Genomic DNA, 17,666 nt, shown 5'->3' with positions numbered 1-17,666 from the left:
GACATTTCTCCACATATTAATTAACATGATAATTAATATGTGGGAGAGAGCCGGTCATGCCGCACCTGTCGATTGAGTATTCGGCAAATCTGGAGGATCGCGTCGATATCTCGGCGCTCTGCGCCTGTCTGCGACAGGCCGCTGCCGACATCGAAGCGTTTCCCTTGGCCGGATTGCGAGTGCGGGCGCTGCGTGCTGATCACTATGCCATTGCTGATGGTGACCCCAAGCACGGCTTTGTCGACATCTCGGTCCGTTTGCGGGCCGGTCGCCCAATGGAGATACGCAAGGCGGCGGCAGATGTGCTGTTCCGCGCGGCCGAGGAATTTCTCAGGCCCTACATGGCGCAGCATTCGCTGGCCTTGTCGTTGGAGATGCGGGACATTGACCCCGAACTCTCGCCCAAGACGGGCACGATCCGGGAGTATCTGGGGGGACAATCATGAATGCGCTTGAGCAGAAAATCGAAAAACTGAACGGTTTTCTGGCGCGGTTTCGCGAAGGTAGCATCCGGCACCGCATTGCCGGACAAGACCGGAGTGGATCGGCTGGCAAGTTCACGACGATCTCCCCGGTGGACAAGAGCGTGATCTGCGATGTGGCGCGCGGTGATGCCGCTGATATCGACGCGGCGGCCCAGGCGGCGGCGGGGGCTTTTGCGGATTGGCGCGACACGCCCGTGAGTGAGCGGCGCAAGATTCTGCTCAACGTGGCGGCGGGCATCGAGGCGCGCGCCGAAGAGATTGCGCTGTGTGAGTGTTGGGATACCGGTCAGGCGTTGCGATTCATGTCCAAGGCGGCGCTGCGCGGGGCGGAGAATTTTCGCTATTTCGCCGATCAGGTGGTGCAGGCCCGCGATGGCCAGCATCTGAAATCACCGACGCTGATGAATGTCACGACCCGCGTACCGATCGGCCCGGTCGGGGTGATCACGCCGTGGAACACGCCCTTCATGCTGAGCACGTGGAAGATTGCTCCGGCGCTGGCAGCAGGTTGCACGGTGGTGCACAAACCGGCCGAGGCTTCACCCTTGACCGCGCGCCTGCTGGTCGAAATCGCCGAAGAGGCGGGGCTGCCGCCGGGTGTTTTGAACATGGTGAATGGGTTTGGCGAGGATGCGGGCCGCGCGTTGTGTGAGCATCCCATGATCCGCGCGATTGCCTTTGTGGGTGAAAGCCGGACAGGTTCTCTTATCACCAAACAGGGAGCCGATACGCTCAAGCGTAACCATCTGGAACTCGGCGGCAAGAACCCGGTGATCGTGTTTGACGACGCTGATCTGGAGCGCGCGCTGGATGCGGTGATCTTCATGATCTATTCGATCAATGGCGAGCGCTGCACCTCGTCCTCGCGGCTGTTGGTCCAGGACACCATTCGCGAGGAATTCGAGGCCAGGCTGATCGAACGGGTGAACCGGATCAAGGTTGGCCATCCGCTGGACCCCGAGACCGAGATCGGGCCGCTGATCAGCGAGGAGCATTTCAACAAGGTCACCTCCTATTTCGATATCGCGCGGCAGGATGGCGCAACCATTGCTGCCGGGGGTGAGACAGTAGGGGGCGAAGGCTATTTCGTCCGGCCCACGCTGTTCACCGGCGCGCGCAACGATATGCGGATCGCGCGGGAGGAAATCTTTGGCCCGGTCCTGACCTCGATCCCGTTTGCCACTGAGGAGGAGGCGCTCGCCCTTGCCAATGACACGCCCTACGGGCTGACGGGTTATGTCTGGACAAACGATCTGACCCGCGCCCTGCGCTTTACCGACCGGCTGGAGGCCGGGATGATCTGGGTGAACTCGGAGAATGTGCGCCACCTGCCAACGCCCTTTGGCGGCGTGAAATCCAGTGGCATTGGCCGCGATGGCGGCGACTGGTCGTTCGAGTTTTATATGGAACAGAAACATATCGGTTTCGCCACCGGGACGCATAAAATCCCCCGTCTGGGCGCATAGAGGAGAGACGACATGCCGGTTCCCGCCCCCAATCTCTATCCCGCGTTCAACACCATTCGCCTCAGCCATGTGTGCCTGAATGTCAGCGATCTGGCCGCCTCGCGGGCGTTTTATGTCGATATGTTCGGGTTGCAGGTGGCAGATGAGGACGAAAGCCACATCTATCTGCGCGCGTTGGAGGAACGCGGGCATCACTCGGTGATCCTGCAGAAATCCGACCAGCCTGGCACCGTCGAGGTGATGGGCTTCAAGACCTTTGACGAAGACGATCTGGACCGCGCCGATGCCTATTTCCGCGCCAAAGGACGGCCCACGGAATGGGTGCAGCGGCCCTATCAGGGCCGCACCCTGCTGACCTCGGACAATATGGGCATCCCGCTGGAGTTTTATCACCAGATGGACCGGCTGACGCCCATTCATCAGGAATACGGGCGGTATCACGGGGTCAGGCCGCTGCGGATTGATCACTTCAACTGTTTCTCGCGCAACGTGGATGAGAGCGTGGCGTTTTACAGCGATTTCGGGTTCCGGGTGACGGAATACACCGAGGACGAGGACACCAGCCGCCTTTGGGCCGCGTGGTTGCACCGCAAGGGCGGGGTGCACGATATGGCCTTTACCAACGGGCGCGGGCCGCGCATGCATCACGTGGCCTTCTGGGTCGCCAACCCGCTGCACATCATCGACCTGCTCGATGTGATGGCGACCACCGGCTATGTGGGCAATATCGAGCGCGGGCCGGGGCGGCACGGAATTTCGAATGCGTTCTTCCTCTATATCCTCGACCCGGATGGGCATCGGATTGAGATCTACAGCTCGGATTATCAGACGGTCGATCCCGACCACGAACCGATCAAATGGGACCTGAAGGACCCGCAGCGGCAGACGCTTTGGGGCGCGCCCGCACCGCGCAGCTGGTTTGAGCATGGGACCGAATTTGTGGGTGTTCCGGTGACTGAGGCCGAGCTTGACGCCACGCCGATCATCGCGCCGTGAGGGCTGACATGGATTGGGATGAATTCGCCCATTGGGGCAAGCATATCTCGGATTGGGCCGCGGACTATCACAAGACCCTGCGCGACCGGCCCGTACGGGCACAGACCGCGCCCGGTGAGATCGCGGCGCAATTGCCTGTTGCGCCTCCGGAGAGCGGCGAGGCGATGGAGATGATCCTGGCCGATGTGGAACGCATCGTGATGCCCGGTGTCACCCATTGGCAGCATCCCCGTTTCTTCGCCTATTTCCCGGCCAATGCGGCGCCCCCGTCCATGCTGGCCGAGATGCTGGTGTCGACGCTGGCGGTGCAATGCATGCTCTGGCAGACCTCGCCCGCCGCAACAGAGGTCGAAGGGGTCATGATCGATTGGCTGCGACAGGCATTGGGACTGGCCGAAGGCTATAGCGGCGTCATTCAGGACAGCGCGTCTTCGGCAACGCTTTCAGCGGTGCTGACCATGCGCGAACGCGCCACCGGCTGGCGTGGCAATCGTGCGGGGTTGTCGGGGCAGGGACACTTGCGGATCTACTGCTCGGATCAGGTGCATTCCTCGATCGACCGAGCTTGCTGGGTGGCGGGGATCGGGCAGGACAATCTGGTCAAGATCGGCACAACCGGCCCGCGCTACGGGATCGACGTGGCGGCGCTGCGGCAGGCCATCGCCGCCGACCGCGCAGCGGGGCATATTCCAGCGGGGATCATCGCGGTGACAGGTGCGACAGGGATCGGGGCGAGCGACATTCTGGGACCGTTGCTGCAGGTGTCGCGGGACGAAGATCTCTATACCCATCTCGACGCAGCCTGGGCGGGGGCGGCGATGATCTGTCCAGAATTTCGCGAGGACTTCTGGGCAGATGTGGACGGGTTCGACAGTATCGTCTTCAACCCGCATAAATGGCTGGGCGCGCAGTTCGATTGCTCGGTGCAGTTCCTACGCGACCCGCAGGCACAGCTGAACACGCTGAAGATCGAGCCGGAATATCTCAAGACCTCCGGTGAAGCCGTGACCAACTATTCCGAATGGACCATCCCACTGGGTCGCCGCTTTCGCGCGCTGAAAATCTGGTTCCTTCTACGGTCCTACGGGGTCGAGGGTTTGCGCAGCCGTATCCGCAATCACGTCACATGGTCCGGGGAGGTTTGTGATCGCATCCGGGCGCTGGAGGGGTTCGAGATTGTGACGGAACCCATCTTGAGCCTCTTTTCCTTCCGCTGTCCCGGGGATGATCAAATGCAGCAGCGGCTGGTGGACGCGCTCAACGACGATGGGCGCATCTACCTTACCCAAGGCCTGCATGAGGGCCGCAAGATCATCCGTTTCTCGGTCGGGCAGTTCGACTGTACCCGCGAGGATGTCATGATGGCCGCGGGTGTCATCGACGAGGTCTGGAAGGAGATCGCATGAGGTTTGCCACCTATTCTGCCGGGGGCGAGACGTATTATGGCGCGGTGACTGACGACGGCCTGATCGCACTCAACCCGCTCTTCCCCGACTGGCCCAGCTTGCGCGATGTGATCGCAGCGGATGGGTTCGCCACGCTGGAGCAGGCGGCGCGGGGCAGGGTGGTGACGCATAAAAATGTCACTTACCAGATCCCTGTTCCGAGCCCGGGCAAGATCATCTGTGTCGGCGTGAACTTCCCGGACCGCAATGCCGAATACAAGGATGGCAGCGCGCAGCCAAAATACATGTCTTTGTTCCCCCGTTTTGCGTCGTCCTTTACCGGGCATGGCCAGCCCCTGATCCGCCCGCCCGAGAACCAGACGCTCGACTATGAAGGCGAGGTCGCCGTGGTGATCGGCAAAGGGGGCCGCCGGATCGCCGCCGAGAACGCCTATGACCACATCGCAGCGTTGACACTCTGCAATGAGGGCACCATCCGCGACTGGGTGCGTCACGCGAAATTCAACGTGACGCAGGGCAAGAACTGGGACCGGTCGGGCGCGATGGGCCCGTGGCTGGTGCCCTTCACCGACCCCACACAGCTGGATAAGGCACGGATCGTGACACGGGTGAACGGCGAGGTACGGCAGGAGGATACGCTCGACCGCATGATGTTTCCGATCCGTGATGAGATTGCCTATATCTCGACCTTCACCACGCTGGAACCCGGCGACATCATCGTCACCGGCACGCCCACCGGCGCGGGCGCGCGGTTCGATCCGCCGCGCTACCTGGTGCCCGGCGACGTAGTCGAAGTTGAGGTTGAGGGGATCGGCACCCTGCGCAACGGGGTGGAGGACGAGGCATGACCCCAGAAGACCACGCGCAGGCTGCCACTGACCTGCTGCGCGCTGAAGAGACCGGTCAGCAGATTGGGCTGCTGAGCCTGCGCTATCCGGATATGGCAATGGATGATGCCTATGCTGTGCAGAGCGCCTTGATGACGCACAAACTGGCGCAGGGCCGACGCGTGATCGGGTGGAAGATCGGGCTGACCTCGAAAGCGATGCAATCGGCGCTTAAGATCGACATTCCCGATAGCGGTATCCTGTTTGACGATATGGCGTTCGAGACCGGGGCGACCGTGCCGCAAGGCCGCTTTATCCAGCCCCGGATCGAGACTGAAATTGCCTTTGTGATGAAATCACCCTTGGGTGGGGATGTGACGGCGGAGGATATCCGCGCGGCAACCGATTATGTCTGCCCCGCCATCGAAATCCTCGACACGAGAATTCTGCGCGCTGACCCCGATAGCGGCCAGGCACGTAATGTGTTTGACACGATCAGCGACAACGCCGCCAATGCCGGTGTGGTGCTGGGCTCTGAACGGCATGGCATCGAAGACTTCGACCTGCGCTGGGTGGGTGCACTGACCTTCCGTGATGATGAGCTCGAAGAGACCGGGCTGGGCGCCGGCGTGCTGAACGATCCGGTGGAAAGCGTGGTCTGGCTTGCCCGCCGCATGGCGCAATATGGCCAGAAGATCGAACCGGGACAGATCATCCTGTCGGGTAGCTTCATCCGGCCCATTGAGTGCCCTCCCGGCACGCGCATCCTTGCCGATTTCGGCCCCTTCGGGTCGGTCTCGGTGAATTTCGCCTGAGGGTTCAGGGCTGCCAAGGGTGCGCGCGACCCTTCTCGACCAGACGCGCATTCAGTTGCTTCGCTTCGGATGCACCGGTTTCCAGCGCAAAAACTAAGGCGTGGGTCAGGTAAAAGCAGGCGGCATCCACGTTGCCACCTGCCTCACTTTGATCGGCGGCCTCTGTGTAAAGTCGCACCAGTGCCGCCTTGTCATCTTCGGCATGTGCCTTCAGCAAGAGTTGATCCAGCGCGGCGTCACTCACAACGTGGTCCGGCCTGCCTCGACCTGGCTGGCCACCCAATGGTGGAAGTTATGCGTGGGCCCGTCCATCACCGGCGAGAAGCGTCCGCCGTCGAACAGCACCCCGTGACGCCCTTTCTGCATGCCCTCGACAACAAAAACATCCTCTTCGAACACCCCGCGCCATTGCTGCGCATTGGCCTCGCGCAGATCGCTCAACTCGGGCGTGTCGGCATTGGATTGGGCATAGTAGAGCTCCACATGCTCGACGGTGCGCTCGCAGCCGACCGGCTCCAGCACAATCGCGAAGGTGTGGTCGCGCTGCACGCCCAACAGCACATTGGGATAGACCGCGATATATTCCGCACCTTCATCCCATTTCTCGCTGAGCCCGGCGAAATCGGGAAAGACGGCACCATCCACGCCTTTGAGCTGCCGGTAGACCAGCGTGCCCTGTCCGGAATAGGCCCCGCGTTTCTCGATGTTGTAGTGATCCTCCAGCCGGGAATAGCTGTTGAGGCCGGGATGCACCCAGGGCAGGTGGTAGCTTTCGCAGTAGTTTTCGACCGCGAGCTTCCAATTGGTGGCAACCTCAAGCTTGAAGGAGGAGGAACCGCCGCCCGCATGCAAGGGCTGATCAAACTCGGACCAACGGCTCAGCAGATCGGCATGGGCGATCTCGAAATCCGGGGCGTTGCCGTCAATATTGACGAAAATCACGTCCTTCCAGACATGGGATCGGATGCGGACCAGTCCCAACTCGTCCAGCTTCACATCCCCATGCTGGTTCTGGCCCGGCCCGCCCACATGCGGCGTGGCGCGCAGACGGCCTTTCAGGTCGTAACACCAGCTGTGATAGGGGCAGCGGATCGCGCCGGTGATCTTCTTGGGCGCGTCGACCAGGATCATGCCCCGGTGACGGCAGGTGTTCTGGAACACGCCGACTTCACCGTCCTTATCGCGCACCAAAAGCAGCGGCATACCGAGAAAATCGATAGGCTTTGCATCGCCGGTTTCCGGGATGTCCTTGCCAAATCCCACCCCTGACCAGTTCGCGAACAACACGGCGCTACGCTCTTCGGCAAAGACCTCGGAATCGGTGTAATGCGCGTTTGGCAAGCCGTTTGCGGTGTTCACCGATGTCATGACCGGTGCGAGCTGTGTCGGTTTGTTCATCTGGCGTCCTCCGCAAGTGAGTGTCGGAGCGGCATTGAATGCGGTTTGGCGGCGACTCACAACCTCAGAAAAGTTACGTTTGAGGTGAATTCAAATCATGTGAGCCCGAGCGAATTTCCCGGATGATCCAGTCGCGCAGCTGCATGGCGCTGGCCGACAGATCGGCATCGGGTTTGCCATGGATGTAGAACCGGTGCGGCGCGCGCAGCATATGCGGTGTGATCGCCACAAGGGCGCCACTGCTCAGTAGCGGTGCGATCAGGCGTTCCCATCCTAGCGCCAGCCCGGCACCATCCTGTGCGGCTTGCAGCGCTATGGCGTAATTGTTCACCCGTATGCCCGCAGTGATCGGTCCGTCATGGCCCAATTGCCGGAACCAGTCACCCCATTCGGTCCAGGTGGAATTGTCAGAGGTCATGTGGATCAGCCGCTGACTGGCCAGCGTCGCGAGGTCCGCCCCGTGAAGTGATGCGGCCAGTTCCGGCCGCGCCACCGGCACCAGCCGGTCACGATAAAGCACGGTGCGGTCCACCTCGGAATGGCGGTAGGGGCCGTACCAGATGAACAGATCAAGATCGCCCGGATTGGCAAAGGGGCGGTCCCGCACAATCTGGTTCACGTTGATATCCGGGTGCTCGCGCCAGAACCGCAGCACCGCCTGCGACAGCCACAATGTCGCCACCGCAGAAGTCGAGCCGATGGTGACCACCTTGTCCTCGGACCGCTCGCGCAGCGCCTGAAGGCTCTGCGACATTCGGCTGAACCCGGCCGACAGGCCCTGGAACAGATCGCGCCCCGCCTCGGTCAATTCTACTCCGCGATGGCGACGTTGGAACAAGGCGAAGCCCAGTTCCCGCTCCAGCGCCTTGATCTGATGGCTGACAGCCCCCGGCGTGACAGACAGCTCCTGCGCGGCGTCCTTGAAGCTCTGATGTCGTGCGGCGGCCTCAAAGGCCGAGAGCGTGGCAAAGGGGGGCAGGTTGTAATGGCGTCGTGACATGTATGGGCGTGCTATGGATGAGCTGACATAACGCGACTATGCCGGGCTTTGCGGGCTGGGGCCAGACCTAGATCAGGTATCGCTCTCGCAAACCCGCACACCCAAATCGTCACAGCGAGCACGCAGCGCGACAGGCACGGGCGCGTCGGTGAACAGCGTGTGGCTGTCGCCGAGCGAGCCGATCTTGCCGGGCGCGCGGCGCTGGAACTTGGTGTGATCGGCCACCACGAAAGTAGCTTTTGACTGCCGTGTGATCGCCTTGGTGGCGTTGACTTCTTGTAGGTCATAATCCAGCAGGTCGCCATCCTCGTCGATGGCGGCGCAGCTGATTACGGCGAGGTCGAACTTGAACAGATCGACCACCTGCGTGGTCAGATTGCCCAGCAATCCGCCATCGGTACGGCGCAAGGCACCGCCCGCGACAATGATGTCAATCTCCGGGTTTGCCGCCAGAATATTCGCGATGTTCAGGCTGTTGGTGACCACCAGCAATCCGCGATGGCCGGTCAATTCGCGGGCCACCGCTTCGGTCGTGGTGCCGATATTGATGAAGATCGACGCGTTATCGGGGATGTTTTGCGCACAGAGCGCCCCGATCCTCGCCTTGCCTTCGGCATTCACGTTCTGCCTGCGCACATAATCCAGACTGGTCGGCCCCGAGGGCAGCACCGCACCGCCATGGACCCGGTTCAGCTTGCCCTTTTGCGCCAGCTGCGCCAGATCTCGCCGGATCGTCTGGGCTGCGACGCCGAACTGCGTGGCCAACCCCTCGACACTGACCATACCATCGGATTGCGCCAATTCCAGAATGGCCGATTTTCGGATTTCGCTGTTCATCTGGCTCCCTTTTCCATCCTCAGACTCAGGCAGGTGATGTTCACATTCAAGGGGAAACGCGCATATTCGCTCACAATTTCCCAAAACCGAAGAAAAGTATCCAGAAACCGCAATCATCTAATGGCGATTCGCTTGACAATTGGCCATCAGCCATGCTTGTTACCGCTAACAAGTTCGGCGGGACCAAAAGCGATTGACCACACTAGAAAACGCCGTCGATCCGACAGTAGAATTCGAACGTATTCAGGGTCTGAGGAGAGAACCGTGGCTGTAACAGTAGCAATCAACGGATTTGGCCGGATTGGCCGCAATGTGTTGCGTGGGATCATTGAATCCGGTCGCACCGATATCGAAGTTGTGGCCATCAACGATCTGGGCCCGGTCGAAACCAATGCGCATCTGCTGCGCTATGATTCGGTGCATGGCCGTTTCCCGGCTGAGGTCACGACGACCGAGACCACCATTGACGCGGGCCGCGGCCCGATTGAGGTGACCGCCATCCGCAACCCCGCCGATCTGCCCTGGAGCCATGTGGATGTGGTGTTGGAATGCACCGGCATCTTCACCTCGAAAGAGGCCTGCCAGGCGCATCTGGAGAATGGCGCGAAACGGGTGCTGATCTCGGCCCCCGGCAAGGATGCGGACAAGACCATCGTTTACGGGGTGAATGACGGCACGCTGACCGGGGCCGATCTGGTTGTCTCGAACGCCTCCTGCACCACCAACTGCCTGTCGCCGGTTGCCAAGGTTCTCAATGACACGGTCGGCATCAAGCGCGGGTTCATGACCACGATCCACTCCTATACCGGTGACCAGCCAACGCTGGATACGTTGCACAAGGACCTCTACCGCGCCCGTGCGGCGGCGGCGAACATGATCCCGACCTCTACCGGGGCGGCCAAGGCGGTGGGGCTGGTTCTGCCCGAACTGAACGGCAAGCTGGACGGTGTGGCGATCCGGGTGCCGACGCCGAATGTCTCAGTGGTCGATCTGACTTTTGAGGCCAATCGCGATACCAGCCCCGAGGAGATCAACGCCGCGATCACCGCCGCAGCCGAAGGCCCGTTGAAGGGAATTCTGGGCGTGACCGACGAAAAACTGGTCTCGATGGATTTCAACCATGACCCGCATTCGTCGATCTTCGCCACCGATCAGACCAAGGTGATGGACGGCAATATGTGCCGCGTCCTGAGCTGGTATGACAATGAATGGGGCTTCTCGATGCGCATGGCGGATACTGCCGTGGCCATGGGCAAGCTGATCTGAGGGATACACAACACCTGATCGGCCTGTAGCCTTGCGCGAGAAAGTGGACGCTCTGACCTCAGCGCGCTAGGTTCAGGCCGCAGGAGTTATGTATGCTGCGGATCATCATCCAATTGTTTCTTGCCCTGATGCTGGCAGGCGGGGCGCAGGCCGACAAGGGCACCTATCTGGATCTCGCCCGGCGCGGCTGGAATTATGAGTTGCGGGTCACGATGGTGGGCCGTGACATGGCGATCCCTGTGCATATTCATGGGCGCGATCTGGCGGGGGCATCGCTCTGCCTGGTGGGAGAGAGGCCGCATCCGCAGACCCTGGCGGTGCTCGATACCTTCCGAGCCTTGCTTCACCACAGTTTCGGATATCCCGCCCCGGTACGATATGCCGGTCCCACAGCGCGGGGTTGCGGGTCGGGTCGAACGGTGATCTTGCGGCTGTATTCCGGGCATCCGCCGAACCGGGCGCTGTCATCAGATCTGCAATGGCTGAACGAGGTGCACCAGCTTGGGCTGCCGTCGAGCCGCAGCTATGTTGCCTCATCGCCGGCCATGGCACAGACCTTTTTCGGACGACGCGGGCAGGGCACTCATATCATGGTCAAGCAACCGGCGCATGCGCGCCCGGACAGGCTGGAGGCCGCGTTCTACAAGTCGATCCTCATCGAAGAGCTGTTTCAGTCCTTCACCTTCGGCATGGATATCCTGCTCTATGATCGGCGGGCCGGGTTTCTGTCGAAGCTGCAGGAGACACCTGTGAACATGCAACGGCTGCCATGGGAGTCCCACGCTTTCATGCGCGCGCTGCTGCAATCCAATCCTGCTGGTCTGTGTGCCTTTGACGTCTTCATGATGCATGCGGTTGGGCGCACACCAGTGGATCAGACGGTCGATCCGGGCTTCATCGACTATATCGATGCCCATTACGACCGCCTGCGCGCGCTGGCGGACGAAACCCTGGCCGATCCCCGCTTTGCCCCGCTGTTTGATAGCGGCTGCACCTAAGCTGCGACCGGTGTAATACCTTAAGCTGTGTTTGACGGCACGGGAACTCCGGTTAGCCTGATCTTCGACAAGATGGTCTGACATGGCCGCAGGGAGGCGATATGGACACCAGACCCGACACCCCGCCAAGCGGCTTGGGGGATTTATCCGCCTATCTGTCGCAGGGTTTGGTTGGGCATGAGCATTTGGTGGAATGCCTGCTGATCGCTCTGCTCGAAGGCGGACATCTGCTGGTCGAGGGGCCGCCCGGTCTGGCTAAAACGCGGGCGGTCAAATGGCTGTCAAACGCGATCGAGGGCAGCTTCGCGCGCATTCAGTGTACGCCTGATCTGATGCCCTCAGACCTGACCGGCACGCCGGTTTACCACCCGCAGGAAGGCACTTTCGAGTTTGTGCCCGGCCCCGTCTTTCACAATCTGGTTCTGGTCGACGAGATCAACCGCGCGCCGCCCAAGGTGCAATCGGCCCTGCTGGAGGCGATGGCCGAGCATCAGGTGACCGTCGGAAACGAGACCCATAAACTGCCCGATCCGTTCCTGGTGGTGGCCACACAAAACCCGATCGAACATGACGGCACCTTCCCGCTGCCCGAGGCGCAGTTGGACCGGTTCCTGCTGCATGTGGTGCTGCGCCTGCCCACCCCCGAAACCGAACGCCGAATCCTCGATCTGGTGATTTCCGAAACCGAGGATGGCCCGCCTGCCGCACGGCGCATGACACTGGCGGATCTGGAAACCGCAAGGTCGCAAGTTCGGGCGGTGCATCTGGCGCCTGAATTGCGGGATTACATTGTGCGGCTGGTAAACGCCACGCGTGAGGGCGATATGGCCGGGGATGTGGAACACGCGGTTTCGCCGCGCGGCTCGCTGGCGCTGGCCTCGGCGGCACGGGCGCGGGCGTTTCTGCGTGGGCGCGATTTTGCCTTGCCCGAGGACGTTGCAACCGTTGCCCCCGACGCATTGGCGCATCGCATGGTGCTGACCTGGCGGGCGGTGGCGGATGGGCGCAAGCTGCGGGAGGTGGTCGCCGATATCCTGAACGCGGTTGAGCCGCTGTGAGCGAGGCGCTGTCAGACGCGGGTGTTGGCCTAAGTTCAGGCCCGTTGATCGCTTTGCGCCGCGTGGCACTGTCCTCTTATGCTGCGCCGCCCATGGCCGCTTTGCCGGGCGGCTTTGTCACAAAACGGCGGGGGCAGGGGATCGAGGTTGTCGATGTGCGCGAATATGTGGCTGGCGACGATATCCGCCATCTGGATCGCGGTACCACCGCCCGCACCGGACGGCTACATGTGCGCCAGTTTCAGGAAGAACGCGACCGGGTCAGCTTGCTGGTTGCGGATTTCCGGGCGTCGATGTTCTGGGGACTGCGCCGGGCGTTCCTGTCCGTTGCCGCCGCCGAAGCGCTGGTGATGATTGGCTGGCATCTGGTGGAAAGCGGCGGGCGCGTGGCGCTGCTGGCGATCACACCAGAGGCCCCGGTGATCGTGCCGCCACGCGGTCGCACGCGCGGTATGCTCGATGTGATCGGCGGGCTGGTTCAGGCCCATCGCAACGGGCTTGAGGCTGTCCTGGCCGGGCGACAGGATGATCTGACGCTGGATCAGGCGCTGACCCGCGCGGACCGGTTGGCGCCAACCGGTGCCGAGATCATTATTGCTTCAGGCTTTGACGCCCCCGGTTCAGGCCTGGCCGATCGGTTGGATCGGCTGGCCCATCGCCGCAGCCCGCGACTGGTTCTGATGACCGAGGCAAAGACCCATGAAATGCCGCGCGGCTGGTATCCCATCCGACTGTCGGATGGCCGGCAAAAGAGGGTCTATCTGGCGCAGGCCGACGCGGCAGAGTCGGGCATGTTCCAGCAGGTCGCAGACCGCGCGGCCTTGGTTCTGAATGCCAGTGACAGACTCGAAGAGACCGCCCGCCGGATCTCGGCCGCCTTTCCCACAAGGATGGCGGCATGAAGGACACGGCACTTTCCGAAACGGCGATGCTGGCCAGCTTGCGGGACATCCGCCTGCCGCCCGAGACTCCGGGCGGGCTGGTCGCCGAACTGGCCGTGGCCTCCGGACTGGCAGGGCTTGCCGCGCTGCTGGTTGTTGGCCTGTTACGGCTGCTCAGCAATCGCCGCGCAGTTGCTCAGGAATTGGGACCAACTGACCCGATGGCGGCGCTTGCTGACAAGCCCGAGGCCGAGCGGCGAATCGCGCTGCTGCACTTGCTGCGAGCCCGTGCGCCCGAGCGATATGCCGCGATCCGGGGCGATCTCTATCGGCGCGAGGGCGGCATCGAGCAGAAGGCGCTGGAGGCGGAGGTCGCGCGCCTTGTTTGAACTGGCCGATCCCTGGGTGTTGCTGGCGCTGCCATTGCCCCTGTTGGCCGCGCGGCTGCTCAACCCGCAACCGGTCTCGGGGCGCGCCTTGCTGGTGCCCGATCACATCGGTTCTGCGATGCTGCAGGCGGGCCGGGCACAAGAAAGCACGCGACTTATCCCGCTGCGTCAGATGCTTCTCTGGGTGATCTGGGCGCTGACACTCCTTGCGCTGTCAGGCCCGCGTGATCTGGAACCGGTGAGCGCGCTCAAAGTGTCTGGCCGCGATCTGGCCGTTGCGCTGGATCTGTCGGGCTCGATGGTGCGGGACGATTTCTACCTCGATGGCCGCCAGATCACCCGGCTCGAGGCAGTGACCACTGTAGGGGCCGATTTCGCCCGGCGCAGGGGCGGGGATCGGGTGGCGCTGATCGTGTTCGGGTCCGAGGCGTATTTTGCGACTCCGTTCACCTTTGATGTCGAAGCGGTCGCGCGGCGCATCGAAGAGGCCAGTATCGGCATATCGGGACGCGCCACCAATATCTCGGACGGGCTGGGATTGGCGTTGAAACGGTTGGCTGACAGCGAAGCGGCGTCACGCGTGGTCATTCTGCTGTCGGATGGGGTCAACAATGCGGGGGCCACCAATCCGCGCGGGGTGGCGGAACTGGCCGCCGCGATGGGCGTGCGGGTGCATACGATCGCGCTGGGGCCAAAGGACTTGGATAGTGCCGAAATAGGCGAGCGCGGGGTGGTGGACACCACCACACTGCGCGCGATTGCGCAGGTCTCGGGCGGTGAGAGCTTTCGCGTGAAAACCACTGATGATCTGGTTGCCGTGGCCGAGGCGCTGGACCGGCTGGAAGCCACGGACAGCGACGGGCTGGCCGCTGAGATTTACCATGATTATTGGCCTTGGCCCGCCGCGCTGGCCGTGGTGCTGGGCTGCCTCGCGCTCTGGAGGGAGGCAGCGTGAGCATCCACGACATCACCCTGCTGCGGCCGCTTTGGCTGCTGCTCCTACCGGTTCTGGGTGGGTTCGGCTGGTGGCTCTGGTCCCGCAGCGGCGGGTTTGGTGAATGGGACCGGGCGACAAACCCCGTTTTGATGCGGGCCATGGCTACGCTTGGCCGGATCGACGCCAGCGTCAACCGCACGCCGCTGGTTGCGTTGCTTGTCGCGATGGGCATCTGCATTCTGGCACTGTCGGGCCCCGCTATCGAGCGACGCGACGCGCAATCCTTTCGCAATCTTGATGGGGTCCTGTTCGTGGTCGATGCCTCAAGCAGCGTCACCGATGATCCGCGCTGGCCACAGATGCTGACCATGGGCCGCTTTGGGGTCAGCGCGCTTGGCACGCGGCCGGGTGGCATCATTGTCTATGCGGGCGATGCCTATGTAGCAACGGATATGACCGCCGATCACCGGCAGGTGGGCCAGACATTTTCCCTGATCGACGCGCAGACGGTACCAGACAGGGGTTCGCGCCCGGAGCGTGCCTTGGCGCTTGCCGGTCAGTTGATGCGCGAGGCGGATGTATTGGCGGGCGATGTCGTGCTCTTCACCGACGGCGTGGGTCTTGGGCCTGCCTCATTGCAGGAGGCAGCGGCTTTGGCAGAGGCGGGCACGCGGCTGTCAGTGGTGTCGCTGAGCAATGCTGCGGCAGGGATGGAGACACATGCCAGCGTCGGCGGTGGAGCTGTGTTCACGCTTGAGCAGACCGATGACTTGCAAGAATGGCTGGCCAGTGATGCCGGGATGCGGCTGGAACAGGCCGATTACCCGGTGCTGTTCTGGCGCGACATGGGGCGCTATCTGCTGGTTCTGGCGCTTGTCCCGCTGCTCTTGCTGTTTCGGAGGGATACGGCATGAGGTGGGTTGCGATCCTGTCACTCGCTCTGCTGGTATTGGCCGTGCTGTTGGGCGGCGCGGCACCTTTTGGCCGCGTTTTCATGGCGTTTGGGATGAACCGGTTGGCCGCGCAGGTTTTCGACAATGCGGGCTGGCGGGGCGCGGCGCTTTATCGGGCAGGAGAGTATCAGGGCGCAGCAGAGGCGTTTGACGCGGCTGGCGCGCTCTACAATCTCGGAAATGCCGAAGCCCAGAGCGGTCGCTATGCTGCAGCGCTGGAGGTCTATGATCTTGCAATCGCGCGCGGGGATCCGGATGCGCAGGCCAATTTCGATGTGGTCGCCGCTTATTATGCCGGGTTGCAGATCGACCCCGAGGCTTTGGGCCTGTTCCCGGAACGCAAGGACGGCCCGCAGGCCGATAGTTTCATCGCGCGTGGCGATGCGCGCGCGGCGGGCACGGGCAGCGAGGTTACCAATGCCAACACAATGCTGGGTCTGGCCGAGCTGGACAGCCGGGGGCGGCTGGGGGTGCGGCGGATTTTTGACGACAAATTCATGGTGGCGGATGAGCGCTGGCTCAACCAGCTCTCGGATGTTCCGGGTGAATTCATGGCCGCGCGCATCGCACAGGAACATAAGCGCCGCGTGAAACTGGGCCTGTCGCCGCCAGAGCCGGAGGATGCGGAATGAGGTGGCTGATCCTGATTTGCCTGTTGTGGCCAGTTTGTGGTCTGGCGCAGTCGCGCACCGTGCTGCCGTCCGAAGTGTCGCTGAGCATCTCGGTGGACGAAGATATCGGCACGCCATTCACCCGCGAGATGATCCTGCTGACGATCCGGGGCGTTTACCGGCGTCACATCACACGCGAGGAACTGGTCCAACCGGATTTCGATGGGTTCAGCTGGGCACAGCTCGGGCCTGACAGCTGGCGCGAAGAGCGCATCGATGGCCGCAATTTCAAGGTCTTCACCCGCCGCATGGCGATCTATCCGGTGCGGTCGGGGACGCTGAACATTGCTCCCTTCACGCATAAGCTTACACTGACGGATGAAGGTGACGATTGGTTCGAATACGAGATCCAGTCCGAGCCGCTCACCATCGAAGTGGCTCCCGCGCCGCAGAATGACGGCTGGTGGTTTCCGGTGCGCGATTTGAAAGTATCAGATCAATGGTCAAACGCGCCCGACCAGTTGGTGCCAGGCGAAGGGGTGCTGCGAGTCGTTCGTATCGAAGCCCTGGGTGTGACGCCCGAGATGATCCCGCCGATGCCCGATCTGACCTCGCCCTCGGCCATGATCTTTCCGCATCCCGAAAAGCGCCTGGTAGAGTTGACACCCGAAGGACCGGTAACCTACGCCTTCTGGCGCTGGACGATCCGGCCCTCGAACGACACCTCCACCATCGTTGAACCGCTGAATTTCAGCTATTTCGATACCGTGGGGCGAGAAGCGCGGGACGTAACGATTTCAGCACAGCGCGTCGCCTATGGCTCGGTGACCGGAGATCGCGCTGCAGCACCAGCGCCCCAAACGGTGACACCCGCGCATCTGCCGGGCTGGCCGGTCGGGGGGCTGGCCATGCTGATCTTTGCCTTCGGAATTGCACTGGGAATGTCCGGCCATCGCGTGATCGGGTTGAGCGCGTTGCAACGCTTCCCGATCTTCGATCCGCTCGCGCGGCGGCTGCGCAAAACGGCGCGCTCCGGCAAGGCCGCCGAGATGCGCCGTGTGGCTGTTGCCATGCTTCGGCGCGACGGGGTCTCGCCGCCCCGCACGCAGATGATCCGGGATTTTGACCACGCTGTCTTTGATCCGACCGCGCCCTCCCCTGATCTGAAGTCCTTCGCGACCCGATTTCTGCGTTCTGCCACGCCTGAAGGCAATCGCTGAGGCAGACAGGCCCGGATTGCAGAGCAAGATGGGCCGAAATTACTCCCAAAGTCTATGTTGTGACTGCGCTTGCCGGGATTTGCGGGTGAGTCGCAGACTGAAACAGTTGAATTGATTTGCACT

Annotated in this window: 19 protein-coding genes; 15 read left to right on the top strand and 4 right to left on the bottom strand. The window is 62.2% G+C overall.

Translation table 11 applies throughout. The features are described 5' to 3' along the window. Positions 1-56 precede the first annotated feature (56 nt). From Q5Y75_RS07585 to hpaH, 6 genes are read left to right on the top strand one after another with little or no spacing between them, the layout of a single operon-like run. The gene (locus Q5Y75_RS07585; RefSeq protein ID WP_306195923.1) at positions 57-446 is read left to right on the top strand and encodes a 5-carboxymethyl-2-hydroxymuconate Delta-isomerase; all 390 of its coding nucleotides are present in this window, start codon (positions 57-59) and stop codon (positions 444-446) included. Then, entirely contained in the window at positions 443-1,951 is a 1,509-nt protein-coding gene (hpaE, locus tag Q5Y75_RS07580; protein WP_306195921.1) for a 5-carboxymethyl-2-hydroxymuconate semialdehyde dehydrogenase, read from the top strand. Before Q5Y75_RS07585 ends, hpaE begins: the two co-directional genes overlap by 4 nt. 12 nt (positions 1,952-1,963) lie before the next feature. Continuing rightward, positions 1,964-2,947, top strand: coding sequence for a 3,4-dihydroxyphenylacetate 2,3-dioxygenase (hpaD, locus tag Q5Y75_RS07575; RefSeq protein ID WP_306195919.1), 984 nt, complete (start codon positions 1,964-1,966; stop codon positions 2,945-2,947). 8 nt (positions 2,948-2,955) lie between these two features. After that, positions 2,956-4,353, top strand: coding sequence for a pyridoxal phosphate-dependent decarboxylase family protein (locus tag Q5Y75_RS07570; RefSeq protein WP_306195917.1), 1,398 nt, complete (start codon positions 2,956-2,958; stop codon positions 4,351-4,353). Then, complete coding sequence (locus tag Q5Y75_RS07565; protein WP_306195915.1) at positions 4,350-5,201, top strand: fumarylacetoacetate hydrolase family protein; 852 nt, start codon at positions 4,350-4,352, stop codon at positions 5,199-5,201. The genes Q5Y75_RS07570 and Q5Y75_RS07565 overlap by 4 nt, the downstream gene beginning before the upstream one ends. Beyond that, entirely contained in the window at positions 5,198-5,995 is a 798-nt protein-coding gene (hpaH, locus tag Q5Y75_RS07560) for a 2-oxo-hept-4-ene-1,7-dioate hydratase (RefSeq protein WP_306195913.1), read from the top strand. The genes Q5Y75_RS07565 and hpaH overlap by 4 nt, the downstream gene beginning before the upstream one ends. Positions 5,996-5,999: 4 nt before the next feature. On the opposite strand, the gene Q5Y75_RS07555 is transcribed toward hpaH, so the two are convergent. From Q5Y75_RS07555 to Q5Y75_RS07540, 4 genes are all read right to left on the bottom strand, one after another. After that, entirely contained in the window at positions 6,000-6,239 is a 240-nt protein-coding gene (locus Q5Y75_RS07555; protein WP_306195911.1) for a hypothetical protein, read from the bottom strand. Beyond that, entirely contained in the window at positions 6,236-7,393 is a 1,158-nt protein-coding gene (locus tag Q5Y75_RS07550; RefSeq protein WP_306195909.1) for an aromatic ring-hydroxylating oxygenase subunit alpha, read from the bottom strand. The genes Q5Y75_RS07555 and Q5Y75_RS07550 overlap by 4 nt, the downstream gene beginning before the upstream one ends. A 73-nt stretch (positions 7,394-7,466) precedes the next feature. Further along, positions 7,467-8,393 (bottom strand): LysR substrate-binding domain-containing protein, encoded by a 927-nt coding sequence (locus tag Q5Y75_RS07545; RefSeq protein WP_306195907.1) that lies wholly within the window; start codon positions 8,391-8,393, stop codon positions 7,467-7,469. 72 nt (positions 8,394-8,465) lie between these two features. Beyond that, positions 8,466-9,230 (bottom strand): DeoR/GlpR family DNA-binding transcription regulator, encoded by a 765-nt coding sequence (locus Q5Y75_RS07540; protein ID WP_306195905.1) that lies wholly within the window; start codon positions 9,228-9,230, stop codon positions 8,466-8,468. A 264-nt stretch (positions 9,231-9,494) separates the two neighbouring features. Here Q5Y75_RS07540 and gap point away from each other — a divergent pair, with 264 nt between their 5' ends. From gap to Q5Y75_RS07495, 9 genes are all read left to right on the top strand, one after another. After that, positions 9,495-10,496, top strand: a complete 1,002-nt coding sequence (gap, locus tag Q5Y75_RS07535) for a type I glyceraldehyde-3-phosphate dehydrogenase (protein ID WP_306195903.1) — start codon at positions 9,495-9,497, stop codon at positions 10,494-10,496. A 92-nt stretch (positions 10,497-10,588) separates the two neighbouring features. Continuing rightward, a complete protein-coding gene (locus tag Q5Y75_RS07530; RefSeq protein ID WP_306195901.1) occupies positions 10,589-11,494 on the top strand; it encodes a hypothetical protein in 906 nt (301 codons plus the stop codon). 101 nt (positions 11,495-11,595) lie between these two features. Next, complete coding sequence (locus Q5Y75_RS07525) at positions 11,596-12,552, top strand: AAA family ATPase (protein ID WP_306195899.1); 957 nt, start codon at positions 11,596-11,598, stop codon at positions 12,550-12,552. After that, the gene (locus Q5Y75_RS07520) at positions 12,549-13,454 is read left to right on the top strand and encodes a DUF58 domain-containing protein (protein WP_306195896.1); all 906 of its coding nucleotides are present in this window, start codon (positions 12,549-12,551) and stop codon (positions 13,452-13,454) included. Before Q5Y75_RS07525 ends, Q5Y75_RS07520 begins: the two co-directional genes overlap by 4 nt. Next, on the top strand, positions 13,451-13,822 hold the full coding sequence (locus Q5Y75_RS07515; protein WP_306195894.1) for a hypothetical protein: 372 nt from the start codon (positions 13,451-13,453) through the stop codon (positions 13,820-13,822). Before Q5Y75_RS07520 ends, Q5Y75_RS07515 begins: the two co-directional genes overlap by 4 nt. Continuing rightward, positions 13,815-14,777, top strand: a complete 963-nt coding sequence (locus Q5Y75_RS07510) for a VWA domain-containing protein (protein WP_306195892.1) — start codon at positions 13,815-13,817, stop codon at positions 14,775-14,777. Before Q5Y75_RS07515 ends, Q5Y75_RS07510 begins: the two co-directional genes overlap by 8 nt. After that, positions 14,774-15,673 (top strand): VWA domain-containing protein, encoded by a 900-nt coding sequence (locus Q5Y75_RS07505; protein WP_306195890.1) that lies wholly within the window; start codon positions 14,774-14,776, stop codon positions 15,671-15,673. The genes Q5Y75_RS07510 and Q5Y75_RS07505 overlap by 4 nt, the downstream gene beginning before the upstream one ends. Next, positions 15,670-16,344 carry a hypothetical protein gene (locus Q5Y75_RS07500; RefSeq protein ID WP_306195888.1) on the top strand — a complete coding sequence of 225 codons (675 nt, stop codon included), beginning with the start codon at positions 15,670-15,672 and terminating at the stop codon, positions 16,342-16,344. The genes Q5Y75_RS07505 and Q5Y75_RS07500 overlap by 4 nt, the downstream gene beginning before the upstream one ends. After that, entirely contained in the window at positions 16,341-17,543 is a 1,203-nt protein-coding gene (locus Q5Y75_RS07495) for a hypothetical protein (protein WP_306195886.1), read from the top strand. The genes Q5Y75_RS07500 and Q5Y75_RS07495 overlap by 4 nt, the downstream gene beginning before the upstream one ends. The last annotated feature ends 123 nt before the right edge of the window (positions 17,544-17,666 follow it).

It is taken from the genome of Ruegeria discodermiae, from assembly GCF_030758345.1.
In the GTDB taxonomy this organism is placed as follows: Bacteria; Pseudomonadota; Alphaproteobacteria; order Rhodobacterales; family Rhodobacteraceae; genus Ruegeria_C.
The sequence above is the reverse complement of the archived record's forward strand: the minus strand, read 5'-3'. Positions and strand labels throughout refer to the sequence as shown.

Bases quoted from the DNA above. Each gene is read 5' to 3' on its own strand.
- Q5Y75_RS07585 (WP_306195923.1), top strand. From the start codon at position 57: ATGCCGCACCTGTCGATTGAGTATTCGGCAAATCTGGAGGATCGCGTC.
- hpaE (WP_306195921.1), top strand. From the start codon at position 443: ATGAATGCGCTTGAGCAGAAAATCGAAAAACTGAACGGTTTTCTGGCG.
- hpaD (WP_306195919.1), top strand. From the start codon at position 1,964: ATGCCGGTTCCCGCCCCCAATCTCTATCCCGCGTTCAACACCATTCGC.
- Q5Y75_RS07570 (WP_306195917.1), top strand. From the start codon at position 2,956: ATGGATTGGGATGAATTCGCCCATTGGGGCAAGCATATCTCGGATTGG.
- Q5Y75_RS07565 (WP_306195915.1), top strand. From the start codon at position 4,350: ATGAGGTTTGCCACCTATTCTGCCGGGGGCGAGACGTATTATGGCGCG.
- hpaH (WP_306195913.1), top strand. From the start codon at position 5,198: ATGACCCCAGAAGACCACGCGCAGGCTGCCACTGACCTGCTGCGCGCT.
- Q5Y75_RS07550 (WP_306195909.1), bottom strand. From the start codon at position 7,393: ATGAACAAACCGACACAGCTCGCACCGGTCATGACATCGGTGAACACC.
- Q5Y75_RS07545 (WP_306195907.1), bottom strand. From the start codon at position 8,393: ATGTCACGACGCCATTACAACCTGCCCCCCTTTGCCACGCTCTCGGCC.
- Q5Y75_RS07540 (WP_306195905.1), bottom strand. From the start codon at position 9,230: ATGAACAGCGAAATCCGAAAATCGGCCATTCTGGAATTGGCGCAATCC.
- Q5Y75_RS07530 (WP_306195901.1), top strand. From the start codon at position 10,589: ATGCTGCGGATCATCATCCAATTGTTTCTTGCCCTGATGCTGGCAGGC.
- Q5Y75_RS07525 (WP_306195899.1), top strand. From the start codon at position 11,596: ATGGACACCAGACCCGACACCCCGCCAAGCGGCTTGGGGGATTTATCC.
- Q5Y75_RS07515 (WP_306195894.1), top strand. From the start codon at position 13,451: ATGAAGGACACGGCACTTTCCGAAACGGCGATGCTGGCCAGCTTGCGG.
- Q5Y75_RS07500 (WP_306195888.1), top strand. From the start codon at position 15,670: ATGAGGTGGGTTGCGATCCTGTCACTCGCTCTGCTGGTATTGGCCGTG.
- Q5Y75_RS07495 (WP_306195886.1), top strand. From the start codon at position 16,341: ATGAGGTGGCTGATCCTGATTTGCCTGTTGTGGCCAGTTTGTGGTCTG.